The organism is Pseudoxanthomonas sp. SGT-18 (assembly GCF_003931645.1).
In the GTDB taxonomy this organism is placed as follows: Bacteria; Pseudomonadota; Gammaproteobacteria; order Xanthomonadales; family Xanthomonadaceae; genus Pseudoxanthomonas.
Genome location: NZ_RRYJ01000006.1, coordinates 202,980 through 217,213, shown reverse-complemented (window position 1 = coordinate 217,213; position 14,234 = coordinate 202,980). Strand labels below are relative to the sequence as shown.

Annotated in this window: 13 protein-coding genes and 1 pseudogene; 6 read left to right on the top strand and 8 right to left on the bottom strand. The window is 71.0% G+C overall.

What is annotated here, in order from left to right; all coding sequences use genetic code 11:
- Nucleotides 1–89: 89 nt before the first annotated feature.
- The 7 genes from EIM47_RS10310 to cyoA form a co-directional block, all read right to left on the bottom strand.
- Nucleotides 90–638, bottom strand: coding sequence for a response regulator transcription factor (locus tag EIM47_RS10310; RefSeq protein ID WP_028914900.1), 549 nt, complete (start codon nucleotides 636–638; stop codon nucleotides 90–92).
- Nucleotides 631–2,007, bottom strand: a complete 1,377-nt coding sequence (locus EIM47_RS10305) for an ATP-binding protein (RefSeq protein WP_125076833.1) — start codon at nucleotides 2,005–2,007, stop codon at nucleotides 631–633. Before EIM47_RS10305 ends, EIM47_RS10310 begins: the two co-directional genes overlap by 8 nt.
- Nucleotides 1,970–2,785 (bottom strand): SURF1 family cytochrome oxidase biogenesis protein, encoded by an 816-nt coding sequence (locus tag EIM47_RS10300; RefSeq protein ID WP_125076832.1) that lies wholly within the window; start codon nucleotides 2,783–2,785, stop codon nucleotides 1,970–1,972. The genes EIM47_RS10305 and EIM47_RS10300 overlap by 38 nt, the downstream gene beginning before the upstream one ends.
- Before the next feature lie 63 nt (nucleotides 2,786–2,848).
- Nucleotides 2,849–3,262, bottom strand: coding sequence for a cytochrome o ubiquinol oxidase subunit IV (gene cyoD / locus EIM47_RS10295; RefSeq protein ID WP_028914903.1), 414 nt, complete (start codon nucleotides 3,260–3,262; stop codon nucleotides 2,849–2,851).
- Nucleotides 3,259–3,894 (bottom strand): cytochrome o ubiquinol oxidase subunit III, encoded by a 636-nt coding sequence (gene cyoC, locus EIM47_RS10290; RefSeq protein ID WP_019399775.1) that lies wholly within the window; start codon nucleotides 3,892–3,894, stop codon nucleotides 3,259–3,261. The genes cyoD and cyoC overlap by 4 nt, the downstream gene beginning before the upstream one ends.
- Complete coding sequence (cyoB, locus tag EIM47_RS10285; RefSeq protein WP_050992244.1) at nucleotides 3,887–5,902, bottom strand: cytochrome o ubiquinol oxidase subunit I; 2,016 nt, start codon at nucleotides 5,900–5,902, stop codon at nucleotides 3,887–3,889. The genes cyoC and cyoB overlap by 8 nt, the downstream gene beginning before the upstream one ends.
- A gap of 59 nt (nucleotides 5,903–5,961) precedes the next feature.
- The gene (gene cyoA / locus EIM47_RS10280; protein WP_019399773.1) at nucleotides 5,962–7,014 is read right to left on the bottom strand and encodes a ubiquinol oxidase subunit II; all 1,053 of its coding nucleotides are present in this window, start codon (nucleotides 7,012–7,014) and stop codon (nucleotides 5,962–5,964) included.
- Between the two features lie 198 nt (nucleotides 7,015–7,212).
- On the opposite strand from cyoA, the gene EIM47_RS10275 reads away from it, so the two are divergent.
- From EIM47_RS10275 to lolD, 5 genes are all read left to right on the top strand, one after another.
- Complete coding sequence (locus tag EIM47_RS10275) at nucleotides 7,213–8,541, top strand: MFS transporter (RefSeq protein WP_019399772.1); 1,329 nt, start codon at nucleotides 7,213–7,215, stop codon at nucleotides 8,539–8,541.
- 125 nt (nucleotides 8,542–8,666) lie between these two features.
- Nucleotides 8,667–8,864 (top strand): succinate dehydrogenase assembly factor 2, encoded by a 198-nt coding sequence (locus EIM47_RS10270; protein ID WP_050992246.1) that lies wholly within the window; start codon nucleotides 8,667–8,669, stop codon nucleotides 8,862–8,864.
- On the top strand, nucleotides 8,815–9,264 hold the full coding sequence (locus EIM47_RS10265; RefSeq protein WP_037034634.1) for a protein YgfX: 450 nt from the start codon (nucleotides 8,815–8,817) through the stop codon (nucleotides 9,262–9,264). The genes EIM47_RS10270 and EIM47_RS10265 overlap by 50 nt, the downstream gene beginning before the upstream one ends.
- A 43-nt stretch (nucleotides 9,265–9,307) precedes the next feature.
- A complete protein-coding gene (locus EIM47_RS10260) occupies nucleotides 9,308–10,549 on the top strand; it encodes a lipoprotein-releasing ABC transporter permease subunit (RefSeq protein ID WP_026010346.1) in 1,242 nt (413 codons plus the stop codon).
- Complete coding sequence (gene lolD, locus EIM47_RS10255; RefSeq protein ID WP_125076830.1) at nucleotides 10,542–11,252, top strand: lipoprotein-releasing ABC transporter ATP-binding protein LolD; 711 nt, start codon at nucleotides 10,542–10,544, stop codon at nucleotides 11,250–11,252. Before EIM47_RS10260 ends, lolD begins: the two co-directional genes overlap by 8 nt.
- Before the next feature lie 8 nt (nucleotides 11,253–11,260).
- Here the strand turns inward: lolD and EIM47_RS10250 are convergent, their stop codons facing one another.
- The gene (locus tag EIM47_RS10250) at nucleotides 11,261–11,566 is read right to left on the bottom strand and encodes a SelT/SelW/SelH family protein (RefSeq protein WP_125076829.1); all 306 of its coding nucleotides are present in this window, start codon (nucleotides 11,564–11,566) and stop codon (nucleotides 11,261–11,263) included.
- Nucleotides 11,567–11,787: 221 nt separating this feature from the next.
- On the opposite strand from EIM47_RS10250, the pseudogene EIM47_RS10245 reads away from it, so the two are divergent.
- Nucleotides 11,788–14,119, top strand: a pseudogene (locus EIM47_RS10245) (DNA internalization-related competence protein ComEC/Rec2); the annotation flags it as partial.
- Between the last annotated feature and the right edge of the window lie 115 nt (nucleotides 14,120–14,234).

Below are 14,234 nucleotides of genomic sequence, written 5' to 3'. Positions count from 1 at the left end.
CGGCGACCCTTGGGTCGCCGTTTTGCGTTGGGGGATTGGGGATTCGTGATGCGCCCCGGCCCGAATCACCAATCACCAATCACCGCAGGCTACTTGACCTGCTGCTTGCCCAGCTTGCGGGCCAGGGTGCGGCGATGCATGCCGAGGCGGCGGGCGGTTTCGGAGACGTTGAAGCCGGTTTCGGCCAGGACTTCGTGGATCCGCTCCCATTCCAGGGTCTTGATCGAGGTGGGACGCTCGCCCAGGCCGACGTCGGCGTTGCCCTGGGCCTTGCCGAAGGCGGCTTCGATGTCGTCGGTGTTGGAGGGCTTGGCCAGGTAGTGGCAGGCGCCCAGCTTGATCGCTTCCACCGCGGTGGCGATGCTGGCATAGCCGGTCAGCACCACGATCAGCATGTCGGGATCGCGCGCATGCAGGGCCTGGACGCAGGCCAGGCCGGAACTGCCGCCGGCCAGCTTGAGGTCGACCACCGCGTAGCCGGGCTCGAACTCCTGCAGCACCGCGTCCAGCTCGGCCTGGCCGGGCACGTGCCGGACTTCGTAGCCGCGGCGCTCGAAGGAGCGGACCAGGGTGCGGGCGAAGGCAGCGTCGTCTTCGACGATCAGCAGCTTGCGCGGCTGCTCAATGGATTCATTCATCGTCATCGGCATCCGGGTCGGGGGGATCGGGCTGGGGCGGTAGCAGGGCGGCCAGTGGCAGTTCCAGGACCACCCGGGCGCCGCCGGGGGAGCGGTTGGAGGCGTTGAGGCGTCCGCCCAGGCTGCGGGCCACGTTCAGCGAGAGGAACAGGCCCAGGCCGCCGCCCGGGCGGCCCTTGGTCGAATTGTAGGGCTTGCCGAAGTTGGCCAGCGTCTGCTCGCTGAACCCGGGGCCGTTGTCGCTGACCTCCAGGACCAGGGTCTGCCGGTCGCCCCCGGCGAGGCGGACTTCCATGCCAACCCAATCCGGCGATGCCTCCAGTGCGTTATCCAGGATGTTGCCGATCATCTGCTTGAGGCCGGAGTCGGAGATGATCGGCACGTCCGCCTCCAGGTGGCGGCGGTAGTCGAGCGTGCGCACCGGACGGGTGGCGCTCCATTCGCTGACCAGGCCGTCGAGGAAGGTTGCCAGGGTGGTCTGTGCCGGCGCTTCGCCGCGGGCGTCGCCGGCCGACAACAGGATGCCGGTGACGATCGACTTGCAGCGCTCGAGCTGGGCCTGCATTTCGTCCAGGTCCTGCTGCAGGTCCGGGTGTTCGGTGAACGGCGCCATGCGCCGCCAGTCGCCGAGCAGCACCGACAGCGTGGCCAGCGGCGTGCCCAGTTCGTGCGCGGCGCCGGAGGCCAGCAGGCCCATGCGCACGATGTGCTCCTCCTCCACCGCCTGCTGGCGCAGCGCCGCCAGGCGTGCGTCGCGGTCACGCAGGATGCGGGCGATGCGGCCGATGAACAGGGCGGCCAGGGCCGCCGTCAGCAGGAAGCAGGCCAGCAGGCCCTGCACGTAGGGATCGGCCACGCCGCGCGCCGGATTGGCGTGGATGGTGACCGGCCCGGGCGAGACCACCATGCCCAGCACGCCGGCGCAGGCCGCGGCCACCACCACCCACGCGGCCCAGCCGGGCAGCAGCAGGGCGCCGAGCGCCACCTGCAGGAGGTACAGGAACAGGAAGGGGTTGGTGATGCCGCCGCTGAGGTAGAGCTGCGCGGTCAGCGCGGCCACGTCCACCAGCAGGGCCGCCAGCAGCGCCAGGTCGCCGACTTCCTGCCGCGGCCGCCAGAACACCAGGCAAGCCAGGTTGAACGCGGCCAGGCAGCCGGCGATGCCCAGCATGGTGACCAGCGGCAGCTCGATGTCCAGCGCGAAGTGGACGAAGCCGATGGTCGCGACCTGGCCGACGATGGCGTACCAGCGCAGCTCGATCAGCTGCTGCATGTTGCGAAGGCCGGCGCCGTGCGCCTCGTCGGCCGGGGCCAGTTCGAACAGGGCTGGGCTAGCGGGCGCGCCCGCGCCCAGGGTGCGTGGATCCATCCGGTTGCTCCGTGCTGCGCTGGCGCCAGTGGCGGCGGATGCGCCGTTCCTCCAGCGCGAAGCGCCAGGCGCCGAAGGCCACCAGCAGGGCCAGCGCGAACCAGGTCAGCGCGTAGCCCAGATGGTTGTCGCGGAACCGTACCACCGTCAGCCCGCCGCGGGGCCAGGGGCTGCCGGCCTGGACCGCCGAGGCGGCGTCGGCGTCGATGAAGTAGGGCAGGGCGCCGGCCAGGCCGCGGTGGGCGGCGATGGCCTCCACGTCGCGCGAGTACCAACGCTCCTGCTCCGGCTGGTTGCGGCGCAGGAAGCCGCCGCCGGGCTCGCCCAGGCGCAGCAGCCCCGTGACTTCCGCCGGGGCGTCCGCATCGGGCGGGACGGGTTGCCAGTGCTCGGGCACGAAGCCCAGGTTGACCAGGACCACGCTGCCGTCGTCGCGGCGCAGCGGCCGCAGCAGCCAGTGGCCGGAACCGGCCTCGGTCAGCGCCTGGGTGCGGGTATCCAGGCCCGGCAGCCAGTGGCCGCTGACGCGGACCCGGCGGTATTCGTGGTCGACGGGGGAAGAGGCCGCCCACGCGGCTGCGTCGGGCGCAGGCACCGGGGCGGCGTGCACCCGCGCGTCGACGCGGGCGATGAGGTCGTGCTTCCAGTGCAGGCGCTGGACCTGCCACAGGCCCAGCGAGAGGAACAGCAGGAACCCAAACGCGAACGCCACCGCCAGGACGGCGGTGGCGATCGGGCCGTGCGGCCGCCGCGGGGCGGCCTCAGGCAGGCTGTTCATGGCGGTGGACCCTGGAACCGTTGTCCATGTGGCCAGCGTAACAGCCGCGGCGCATGGCCGGCGTCAGGGCATGACCCGCGCGTCGTGGGTCGACATGTGCGGCATCATGTTGGCGTTCATGTGGTGCATGACCCACAGCGAACCGGCCAGCACGATCACCACCAGGACCACGGTGAACATCAGCGCAAGCATGTTCCAGCCGCCTTCCGAGCGCGCGTTCATGTGCAGGAAGTAGACCATCTGCACCACGATCTGGACCACGGCCAGGCCGAGGATCACCAGGGCCGTGGTGCCGGAGTCCTGGATCACGTTGCCCATCACCAGCCAGAACGGGATGGCGGTGAGGACCACCGACAGGACGAAGCCGATGACGTAGTCGCGCAGGCTGCCGTGCGCGCCCTCCTCGTGGGCGTGGTGCTCGCCACCGTGCTCGTCGTGGCTGGCGGCGTGGGCGTGGATGTCGTGGGGCTGGCTCATGGCAGCACTCCCATCAGGTAGACGAAGGTGAAGACGCCGATCCAGACGACGTCGAGGAAATGCCAGAACAGGGACAGGCACATCAGGCGGCGGCGGTTGGCCTCGTGCAGCCCGTGCATGCGCACCTGCACCATCAGCACCACCAGCCACACGATGCCGAAGGCCACGTGCAGGCCGTGGGTGCCGACCAGGGCGAAGAACGAGGACAGGAACGCGCTGCGCTGCGGGCCGGCGCCCTCGTGGACCAGGTGCGAGAACTCGTACAGCTCCAGCCCCAGGAACGCGGCGCCGAACAGGCCGGTCACCGCCAGCCAGCCGAGCACCCCGGCGGTGCTGCGGCGCTGCATGGACAGCATCGCGAAGCCGTAGGTGATCGAGGACAGCAGCAGCATGGCCGTGTTGAGGGCCACCAGCGGCAGGTCGAACAGGTCGGCGCCGGTGGGGCCGGCGGCGTAGCTGCGGCCCAGCACGCCGTACACCGCGAACAGGCAGGCGAAGATGAGCAGGTCGCTCATCAGGTAGATCCAGAACCCGAGCAGGGTGCCGTTCTGCGGGTGGTGGTGGCCGCCGGTGTCGTAGAACCGGGTCGGGTCGCCGGCGAGCGGCGAGGATGCAATGGCGGCGTCAGACATTGGCGTTCTTCAGCAGTTCGGTGCGGGCGGCTTCGGTCTCGGCCACGTACTCGGCCGGGATGTAGTAGTCCCGCTTGTAGTTGAAGGTATGCACGATCGAGGCGATCACGGTCGCGGCGAAGGCGCCGATGGCCAGCCACCAGATGTGCCAGACCAGGGCGAAGGCGCACACGGTGGACAGCCCGGCGATGACCACGCCGGCGGCGGTGTTCTTCGGCATGTGGATCGGCAGGAAGCCGGAGGTCGGGCGCTGGGCGCCGCGCTGCTTCATGTCCCACCACGCGTCGTTGTCGTGCACCACCGGGGTGAAGGCGAAGTTGTACACCGGGGGCGGCGAGGAGGTGGACCATTCCAGGCTGCGGGCGTCCCAGGGGTCGCCGGTCACGTCGCGCAGCTTCTCGCGGTTGCGGAAGCTGACGAAGATGCAGACCAGGAAGGCGGCGATGCCGATGGCGACCAGCACCGCGCCGAAGGCGGCGACCTGGAACCAGATCTGCAGCGACGGGTCGGTGAAGTGGCTCATGCGGCGGGTCACGCCCATCAGGCCCAGCACGTACAGCGGGGTGAAGGCGAACCAGTAGCCGGCCAGCCAGAACCAGAACGAGACCTTGCCCCAGAACGGGTCGAGCTTGAAGCCGAAGGCCTTCGGGAACCAGAAGGTCATGCCGGCGAACAGGCCGAACACCACGCCGCCGATGATCACGTTATGGAAGTGCGCGATCAGGAACAGGCTGTTGTGCAGCACGAAGTCGGCCGGCGGGACGGCCAGCAGCACGCCGGTCATGCCGCCCACCACGAAGGTGACCATGAAGCCCACCGTCCACAGCATCGGCACCTCGAAGCGGATGCGGCCGCGGTACATGGTGAACAGCCAGTTGAAGATCTTCGCGCCCGTGGGGATGGAGATGATCATCGTGGTGATGCCGAAGAACGAGTTGACGCTCGCCCCCGATCCCATGGTGAAGAAGTGGTGCAGCCACACCAGGTACGACAGGATGGTGATGCAGACGGTCGCGTAGACCATCGAGCTGTAGCCGAACAGGCGCTTGCCCGAGTAGGCCGAGACGATTTCCGAGAACACGCCGAAGATCGGCAGGATCAGGATGTAGACCTCCGGGTGGCCCCAGATCCAGATCAGGTTCACGTACATCATCGGGTTGCCGCCGAGGTCGTTCGTGAAGAAGTTGGTCCCCACGTAACGGTCCAGCGACAGCAGCGCCAGGACGGCGGTCAGCACCGGGAAGCTGACCACGATCAGCACGTTGGTGCACAGCGCGGTCCAGGTGAACACCGGCATCTTCATCAGGGTCATGCCCGGCGCGCGCATCTTGACGATGGTCACGATCAGGTTGACGCCCGACAACAAGGTGCCGACGCCTGCTATCTGCAGCGCCCAGATGTAGTAGTCCATGCCCACGTCGGGGCTGTACTCGATGCCCGACAGCGGCGGGTAGGCCAGCCAGCCGGTCTTGGCGAACTCGCCCACGAACAGCGACAGCATGACCAGCACCGCGCCGGCGGTGGTCATCCAGAAGCTGAAGTTGTTGAGGAACGGGAAGGCGACGTCGCGGGTGCCGATCTGCAGCGGCACCAGGTAGTTCATCAGGCCCGTCACCAGCGGCATGGCCACGAAGAAGATCATGATCACGCCGTGGGCGGTGAACACCTGGTCGTAGTGGTGCGGCGGCAGGTAGCCCAGGTTGTCACCGAAGGCGATGGCCTGCTGCAGGCGCATCATCAGCGCGTCGGCGAAGCCGCGCAGCAGCATCACCAGGCCCAGCACCATGTACATGATGCCGATCTTCTTGTGGTCGATGCTGGTGAACCAGTCGCGCCACAGGGTGCCCCACAGCTTGTACTTGGTGATCAGCGCCAGCACGGCCAGGCCGGCCACGCAGGTGCCGATGAACGCCGAGAGGATGACCGGGTCGTGCAGCGGGAACGATTCCCAGCCCAGGTAGCCGGTCAACGGGTTATAGGGTGCCGAAGTGGAATGAGGGGAGGACATGATTCGGGACTTCCGTCGTCAGGCCGCCGCGCCGGGTGCGGGCGCGGCGACGGACCGCATCAGGAGCGGGAGAGGGTGGTGGCCAGGCCGGGGGCCGGGGCGTCGCCGGCGGCGCACATGGCCGACTGCACGTAGCGGCCGCCACGCAGGTCGCCGCGGCTGCGGGCCTCCAGGCCCTCCATGCGGGTGCGGCCGGAGCCGTTGCCGGCGTCGATGGCCATCATCTCGTGCAGGCACATCCGGCGCGGGTCGACGCAGCGGTTGAGGACGGCCTCGTACAGGGCCGGGTCGACCGCGGCGAAGTGGTGCACCGGCTCGCGCACGCTGGGCTTTTCCAGCTCCAGGTAGCCCTCGCGGCCCAGCTCCCTGCCGCTTTCGCGGACCTTGCCCACCCAGGCGTCGAAGCCTTCCTGGCTGAGCGCATGGAAGCGGAAGCGCATGCCGGAGAAGCCGGCGCCGCTGTAGTTGGACGAGAAGCCTTCGTACTCGCCCTCGGTGCTGATCACCGCGTTCAGCTCGGTCTGCATGCCCGGCATGGTGTAGATCATGCCGGCCAGCGCCGGGACGTAGAACGCGTTCATCACCGTGGAGGAGGTGAGCTTGAAGCGGATCGGGCGGTCGACCGGGGCCGCCAGCTCGTTCACGGTGGCGATGCCCTGTTCGGGGTAGATGAACAGCCACTTCCAGTCGAGCGAGACCACCTCGACCTCCAGCGGCTCCACGCCCTCCGGCACCGGCTTGCCCTCGGCGATGCGCTCGAGGGGGCGGTACGGGTCCAGGGTGTGGGTGGTGATCCAGGTGATCGAACCCAGGGCGATGATGATCAGCAGCGGGGCCGACCACACCACCAGCTCCAGCTGCAGGGAGTGGTCCCAGTCGGGCTTGTAGGTCGCCTTCCTGTTCGAGGCCCGGTAGCGCCAGGCGAAGAACAGGGTGAGGCAGATCACCGGGACGATGATGATCAGCATCAGCACCGTGGCGATGATGATCAGGTTGCCCTGCTGGCGGGCGACGTCGCCCGGGGCGTTCAGCAGGATGGTGTTGCAACCGCCCAGCAACACGGCCAGGCTGGCAGCCGCCAGGAGGCGGCACAGGGTCTTGGGAAGGGACATCGTGCTTCGATTCGCGCTTGGCGGGGGTGCGCTGCACCGCACACTGTACCGCCGGGGGCAGGGGGGGGCGATTGGACGTTTTGTCCTATCGCCCGGCGCGGGTTTTGGTGTCACCCTGTCCGGGCCGGGTTGTGTACCCGGCCGTGGCCGTGCAACCTTGGCCGCAGCGACACCTTCCCGCCGCCTGCAACCGTTGCCATGACCTCGATCCCAGTGTCCAGCCATACCGTCTCCATCCACGGCCAGGATGCCTCCCAGCACGAGGTCGCCCCCGGCGAGATCGCCGTTGGCGTCGTGATCGGCCGGGCCTCGGAGTACTTCGACTTCTTCGTCTACGGCATCGCCTCGGCCCTGGTGTTCCCGAAGGTGTTCTTCCCCTTCGCCGAACCCCTGCAGGCGACCCTGTACTCGTTCGCGATCTTTGCCCTGGCATTCATCTCCCGCCCGCTGGGCACGGCGCTGTTCCTGCGCATCCAGGCGCGCTGGAGCCGCGGCACCAAGATGACCGCGGCCCTGTTCCTGCTGGGCACGGCCACCGCCGGCATCGCCTTCCTGCCCGGGTACGCGCGCCTGGGGGCGACCGCGATCGTGCTGCTGGCGCTGTTCCGCCTGGCCCAGGGCGTGGCGCTGGGCGGGTCCTGGGACGGCCTGCCGTCGCTACTGGCGCTCAACGCCCCCAAGCACCGCCGCGGCTGGTACGCCATGCTCGGCCAGCTGGGCGCGCCGGTGGGCTTCATCGTCGCCGCGGCGCTGTTCGCCTTCCTGCTCGGCAACCTCCCGGCCGAGGACTTCTACGCCTGGGGCTGGCGCTACCCGTTCTTCGCGGCCTTCGCCATCAACGTGGTGGCGCTGTTCGCGCGCCTGCGCCTGGTCGTCACCCACGAGTACGAGCGGCAGATGGGCCAGCGCGAGCTGGAGCCGGTGCCGCTGCGCGAGCTGTTCCGGGAGAAGGGCAGGCACGTGGTGATCGGCGCCTTCGCGCCGCTGGCAAGCTACGCCCTGTTCCACATCGTCACCATCTTCCCGGTCTCGTGGATCCTGCTGTTCTCCGAGCAGCCGATCACCGAGGTGCTGCTGGTGCAGGTGGTCGGCGGCTTCCTCGCCATCGGCGGCGTGCTGGCCTCCGGCGTGATCGCCGACCGCTTCGGCCGGGTCCCGACCCTGGGCGCGCTGGCGCTGGCGATCGCCATGTTCAGCGGCTTCGCCCCGACGCTGCTGGGCGGCGGCGAGCTGGCGCGGGACGTGTTCCTGCTGCTGGGCTTCGTCCTGCTGGGGCTGTCCTACGGCCAGTCCTCCGGCGCGGTGACCCGCAACTTCGGCTCCCGCTACCGCTACACCGGCGCGGCGCTGACCTCGGACTTCGCCTGGCTGATCGGCGCGGCCTTCGCCCCGCTGGTGGCCCTGGGCCTGTGCGCCAACTTCGGCCTGGCCTACATGGGCGCCTACCTGCTGTCCGGCGCGCTGTCCACGCTGCTGGCGCTGCTGGTGCACCGCTGGCTCAAGCAGCGCGAGGCCGCGGCCGGCTGAGGCCGGCCGCCGCGCGCCGTGCCCGGTAAAATGGCGGTTCCATTGCCGTGACCGATGCCGTGAGCGTTCCCGAGACCGATTCCGATATCCAGCTCCGCCGGATCCGCTGGCGCTGCCGCCGTGGCATGCGCGAGCTGGACCAGCTGTTCGAACGCTTCCTGAAACACCGCTGGGAGCAAGCTTCCGACGCCGAGCGAGGGGTATTCCTACGGATGCTCGATTGCGAGGACGATAAGCTCTGGCGCTGGTTCATGGGATACGAGGACTGTCCGGATGCCGAACTCGCCGGGCTCATCGCCGGCATCCGCGCCCTTCCGTCTTGAGTGGCGCCCCTCGCGCTGGCCGTCGCTGGCGCTGCTGGCGCTCGCGCCGCTGGCCGCGGCCTGCGTGCTGGCTTCCGGCGTCCCGCCGCGGGCCGGCGCGGCGCTGGCCGGCATCGCCCTGGCCTGGGGCCTGTGGCAGGCGTGGGCGCAGCGCCGGCAGTCCCGCCACCTGCTGGTGCTGGACGCCGACGGCGGCGCGCTGTTCGACGGCGTGCGCGTGCAGGCCTGGCAGGTCCGCTGGCGCGGACCGCTGGCGGTGGTGGAGCTGGTCGACGACGATGGCCGCCGCTGGCGCCTGGCGTGGTGGCCGGACACCCTGCCTCCGGTGGCGCGGCGTGAACTGCGACTGGCCACGCGGCGCGGCCGCGCTTCGCTGTACACCTCGCCGGTGGCACCATAACCGCCCCAAGCGCCGGGTTCCCGGCAGCGGACATCCCTGATCCATGTTCAGACCGGTCCCCGTCGCCATCGGGTTGCGCTACCTGCGCGCCAAACGCCGCAACGCCTTCATTTCCTTCATCTCGCTGGCCTCGATCATCGGCATCGCCCTGGGCGTCATGGTGCTGATCACCACCATGGCGGTGATGAGCGGCTTCCAGAAGGAGATCCGCGACCGCCTGCTGCAGTTCGCCGCCCATGCCACCGTGTCGGCCAGCGGCGAGCCGATGCTGGAGTGGCGGGAGGCGCTGGAGGTGGCCGGGCGCGACCCGCGCGTGGCCGGCGCCGCGCCGTACGTGGAGACCGAGGCCCTGCTGTCCGGGCCGCGCCGGCAGCCGGCGATGGTGCGCGGGGTGGAGCCGGCGCTGGAGGAGCAGGTGTCGGAGGTCGCGCGCAAGATCAAGCGCGGCGACGCCGCCTCGCTGCAGCCGGGCTCGTTCAACATCCTGCTGGGCCAGGAGCTGGCGCTGTGGCTGGGCGTGGACGTGGGCGACACCGTGCTGGTGATGCTGCCGGAGTTCCAGGGCTCGCCGATGGGCGCGATGCCGCGCTACAAGCGCTTCACCGTCAGCGGCGTGTTCGAGGCCGGCTACAACGACATCGACCGCGGCCTGGCCATGGTGCACATGGACGACCTGCAGCGTGTGCTGCGGGTGGAGGGGGTTACCGGCGTGCGCCTGAAGCTGCACGACCTCAACCGCTCCTACGAGGTGGCGCGCGACCTGGCGCTGCAGCTGCCGGGCTTCTACCGGGTCAGCGACTGGACCCAGGAGAACGCCAACCTGTACCAGTCGCTGAAGATGGAAAAGACGGTGATGGGCATCCTGTTGTCGCTGATCATCCTGATGGGCGCCTTCACCCTGGTGAACTCGCAGGTGATGTTGGTCACCGACAAGCAGGCCGACATCGCCATCCTGCGCACCCTGGGCCTGACCCCGGGCGGGGTGATGCAGGTGTTCATGGTGCAGGGCACGCTGATCGGCATCGTCGGCACCGTGCTGGGCTTCGTCGGCGGCGTGGCCCTGACCTGGAACCTGGAGCGCATCCTCGACGCGATCGAGGCGCTGTTCGACATCACCCTGCTGCCCGAAGACGTCTACTACATCACCGGCCTGCCCACCGACATGCAGACCGGCGACGTGGCCGCGACCGTGGTGGTGGCGTTGCTGATGAGCTTCCTGGCCACGCTTTACCCGGCCTGGCGCGCGGCCCGGACCCAGCCGGCGGAGGCGCTGCGCTATGAATGACCCGATCCTGCATGCCGGCGAGGCGCTGCGCGCCGAGGGCCTGGGCAAGACCTACGCCGAAGGCAAGCTGCGCACCCACGTGTTCGACGGCCTGGACCTGCGCGTGGCCGCGGGCGAGACGGTGGCCATCGTCGGCGCCTCCGGTGCCGGCAAGAGCACCCTGCTGCACCTGCTGGGTGGGCTGGACACGCCCACCGCCGGCGAGGTCTACGTGGCCGGGCAGAAGATGTCGGCGCTGTCGGATGCCGCCCGCGGCCGCCTGCGCAACCGCGCCCTGGGCTTCGTCTACCAGTTCCACCACCTGCTGCCGGAGTTCACCGCGCTGGAGAACGTGATGATGCCGGTGCTGCTGTCCGGCGGCGATCCGGCCGAGGCCAGCCGCCGCGCCGCCGAGCTGCTGCAGGCGGTGGGACTTGGCAAGCGCCTGGGACACAAGCCCGGCGAGCTGTCCGGCGGCGAGCGCCAGCGCGCCGCGGTGGCGCGGGCCCTGGTCAACCGCCCGGCCTGCGTGCTCGGCGACGAGCCCACCGGCAACCTCGACGAGAAGACCGCGGCCACGGTGTTCGACCTGATGCTCGACCTCAACCGTGCCCAGCGCACCAGCCTGGTCCTGGTCACCCACGACCGGCGCCTGGCCGCGCGCCTGGACCGGGTGCTGGAACTGCACGAAGGCCGCCTGCGCGAGTTGCCGCCGGCGGCCTGAGGCCGCGCTCAGCGGGAGGCCTGGTCGCGGTCGCCGCCGGCATGGCGGTCCACGTGCCCCAGGTCGCGGCCGGGGGCGATGCGGTCGCGCACCCGCTGCTTGAGCTCGGCGATCTCCGGGAAACCGCCGTCCTCGGCGCGCGACCAGATGCGCTCACCGTCGGCGTAGACCTCGAACACGCCCCCGGTGCCCGGCACCAGCGACAGCCGTGCCAGCTCGTTCTGGAAGGTGCCCAGCAGTTCCTGCGCCATCCAGGCCGAGCGCAGCAGCCAGCGGCAGCGGGTGCAGTAGTGGATCTCGACGTGGTGGTCCAAGGCGGTGCTCCGGCCGGGTCCGGCAGTATCGCGCGGCCGGGTGCGCGACCCAACCGCCCCGGCGCCGGGTAATTCCTACAGCGCAATCGCGCGTCGGCTGATGGACGCGTGCCGCCGGCCAGCTAGGCTGGCCGGGTGGCCGTGGTGCGGGAACGGGCATGGATGCAGCGGCGGACGAATCCCGATGGAGCGGGGCGACGGCGGAGGCAGGCCCCGGCGCCGTGCCAGCATGCCCGCGCGTGCCGCCCCCGGCCGGGCTGGCCTGCGCGGCGGCGTTGCTGGGTGGGGTCACTGCCTGCCTGTTCCTGCCGGCCTTGCCACCGGCGCCGCTGTGCTGGCTGGCGGCCCTGGCCGGCGCGGCGGCCTGGGCCTGGCCCTGGCGCGCACGCGCGGCCGGGGCGCTGTTTCTGGGAGTGGGATGGGCCGGCCTGCACGCAGGCTGGGGGTTGGCGGCACAGCTGCCGCCGGCGCTGGAGGGACACGACGTGCACCTCTCCGGGAAGGTGGTGGGCCTGCCCGAGCACGAGGCACGGCGCACGCGCTTCCTGTTGCGGGTGGGCGAGGACGCACCGCCGGAGCTGCGTGGCCGCCTGCTGCAACTGTCCTGGTACGACGACTTCGGTGCGCTGGAGCCCGGGCCGCGCCTGCAGCTGCAGCCAGGATCGCGCTGGAGCCTGTATGCCCGCCTGCGCGCGCCGCGCGGACTGGCCAACCCGGGCGGTTTCGACGCCGGGCGCCATGCCTTGGCCCAGCGCATCGCCGCCACCGGCTACCTGCGCGCGCCGCAGCTGGCCCGCGAACTGGCGCCGGCGGCCGGGATCGACGCCTGGCGCGGGCGCATGGCGGCGCGGATCGACGCCGGCGTGGGCGGACCGGCGGCGCGGTTCGTGCGCGCGCTGGCGCTGGGCGATACCCGCGGGCTGCAGGATCCAGACTGGGCGGTGCTGCGCGGGGTGGGACTGACCCACCTGATCGCGATCTCCGGTTTCCATGTCGGCCTGGTGGCCGGCTTCGGCGCCTGGGTGGTGGCCGCCGCCTGGTGGCTGCTGCCGCGGCTGGGCCGCCACCTGCCCAGGCTGCAGGCCGCGGCGCTGGCAGCGGTGGCCGCGGCGGCCGGCTATACCGCGGTGGCCGGCTTCGCCCTGCCGACCGTGCGTACCACGCTGATGATCGCGGTGGTGGCGCTGGCGCGGGTGGCGCGGCGCGCGCTGGGCCCCTGGGAAGGGCTGGCGCTGGCCCTGCTGGCGATCCTCCTGGCCGATCCGCTGGCGGTGCTGCAGGCCGGGTTCTGGCTCAGCTTCGCCGGCGTGGCCTGGCTGGTGTGGTGCCTGCCGGGCGACGGCCGGCGCCACTGGCTGCGCGACTTCCTGCTGGCCCAGGGCGTGGCCACCCTGGGCCTGTTGCCGCTGGGCGCGGTGCTGTTCCAGCAGGCCTCGCTGGCCGGGCCGCTGGCCAACCTGGTGGCGATCCCGTGGTGGAGCCTGGTGGTGGTGCCGTTGAGCCTGCTGGGCACGCTGCTGGAGGCGCTCCATGCCGGGGCGGGGACCTGGGCCTGGCGCCTGGCCGCGGCCTGCTTCGATCCCAGCTGGCGCCTGTTCGAGGCCATGGCCGCCGGCCGCTTCGCCCTGTGGTGGCTGCCGGAGGCGCGCTCCTGGGCGGTGCTGCCGGCGCTGGCCGGGGCGTTCTGGCTGATGCTGCCGCGCGGCGTTCCGGGCAAGCCGCTGGCGCTGCTGCTGTGGTTGCCGCTGCTGTGGCCTGACCGCGAGCTGCCGCCGCCCGGCGGGGTGGAGCTGCACGTGTTCGACGTCGGCCAGGGACTGTCGGTGCTGGTGCGCACCTCCGGCCGCGCCCTGCTGTACGACGCCGGACCGGCGGTCCGCGACGGCTACGACGCCGGTGAACGCGCGGTGCTGCCGGCCTTGCGCGCGCTGGGCGTGGCCCGCCTGGACCGGGTGGTGGTGAGCCATGCCGACCTCGACCACGCCGGTGGCTGGCCGGCGGTGCGCGAAGCGCTGGCGGTGGACCTGGCCTTGGCCCCGGAGGGGGCGCCCCTGGAGATGGACGGCCCCTGCCAGCGTGGCGTGGACTGGGAATGGGACGGGGTGCGGTTCCGCTTCCTGCACCCGACCGAGCACTTCCCATACCTGCGCAACGAGGCCAGCTGCGTGCTGCGGGTGGAGACGGCGCATGGCGCGGTCCTGCTGCCGGGCGACATCGGCGAGGTGGTCGAGCAGCGCCTGCTGCGGCAGCCGCAGGACCTGCGCGCCGAGGTGGTGGTGGTGCCGCACCATGGCAGCAGCGGCAGTTCCTCGCCGGGCTTCGTGGCCGCCACCGGGGCGCGGCTGGCACTCGTGGCGGCCGGCTACCGCAACCGCTTCGGCCACCCGCACGAGCCGGTGGTGCGGCGCTGGCGCTACCACGGGGCCGAAGTGCTGGCCACGCCGGCCTCCGGCGCAATCCGGGTCTGGCTGGACGGCGACGGCCTGGCGGTGCGCGAGCGCCGCCCATGGCGCAGGCGGTTGTGGGATCGCCCGCTGCCGCCGCCGGGGGAGCAGGAGGAGTAGGGCGGCGGCCGGCCAACGCCGCCGGCCGTGCGCCGGAGCAGGGTGCGACGGCCGACCGGGCGGGGGCGGCGGCCGGCCGGCGCCGGCGTTTCCCGGCCGGTTAC

Coding starts and splice junctions, on each gene's coding strand:
- EIM47_RS10310 (WP_028914900.1), bottom strand. CDS start 638: ATGAATGAATCCATTGAGCAGCCGCGCAAGCTGCTGATCGTCGAAGAC.
- EIM47_RS10305 (WP_125076833.1), bottom strand. CDS start 2,007: ATGGATCCACGCACCCTGGGCGCGGGCGCGCCCGCTAGCCCAGCCCTG.
- EIM47_RS10300 (WP_125076832.1), bottom strand. CDS start 2,785: ATGAACAGCCTGCCTGAGGCCGCCCCGCGGCGGCCGCACGGCCCGATC.
- cyoD (WP_028914903.1), bottom strand. CDS start 3,262: ATGAGCCAGCCCCACGACATCCACGCCCACGCCGCCAGCCACGACGAG.
- cyoC (WP_019399775.1), bottom strand. CDS start 3,894: ATGTCTGACGCCGCCATTGCATCCTCGCCGCTCGCCGGCGACCCGACC.
- cyoB (WP_050992244.1), bottom strand. CDS start 5,902: ATGTCCTCCCCTCATTCCACTTCGGCACCCTATAACCCGTTGACCGGC.
- cyoA (WP_019399773.1), bottom strand. CDS start 7,014: ATGTCCCTTCCCAAGACCCTGTGCCGCCTCCTGGCGGCTGCCAGCCTG.
- EIM47_RS10275 (WP_019399772.1), top strand. CDS start 7,213: ATGACCTCGATCCCAGTGTCCAGCCATACCGTCTCCATCCACGGCCAG.
- EIM47_RS10270 (WP_050992246.1), top strand. CDS start 8,667: ATGCGCGAGCTGGACCAGCTGTTCGAACGCTTCCTGAAACACCGCTGG.
- EIM47_RS10265 (WP_037034634.1), top strand. CDS start 8,815: ATGCCGAACTCGCCGGGCTCATCGCCGGCATCCGCGCCCTTCCGTCTT.
- EIM47_RS10260 (WP_026010346.1), top strand. CDS start 9,308: ATGTTCAGACCGGTCCCCGTCGCCATCGGGTTGCGCTACCTGCGCGCC.
- lolD (WP_125076830.1), top strand. CDS start 10,542: ATGAATGACCCGATCCTGCATGCCGGCGAGGCGCTGCGCGCCGAGGGC.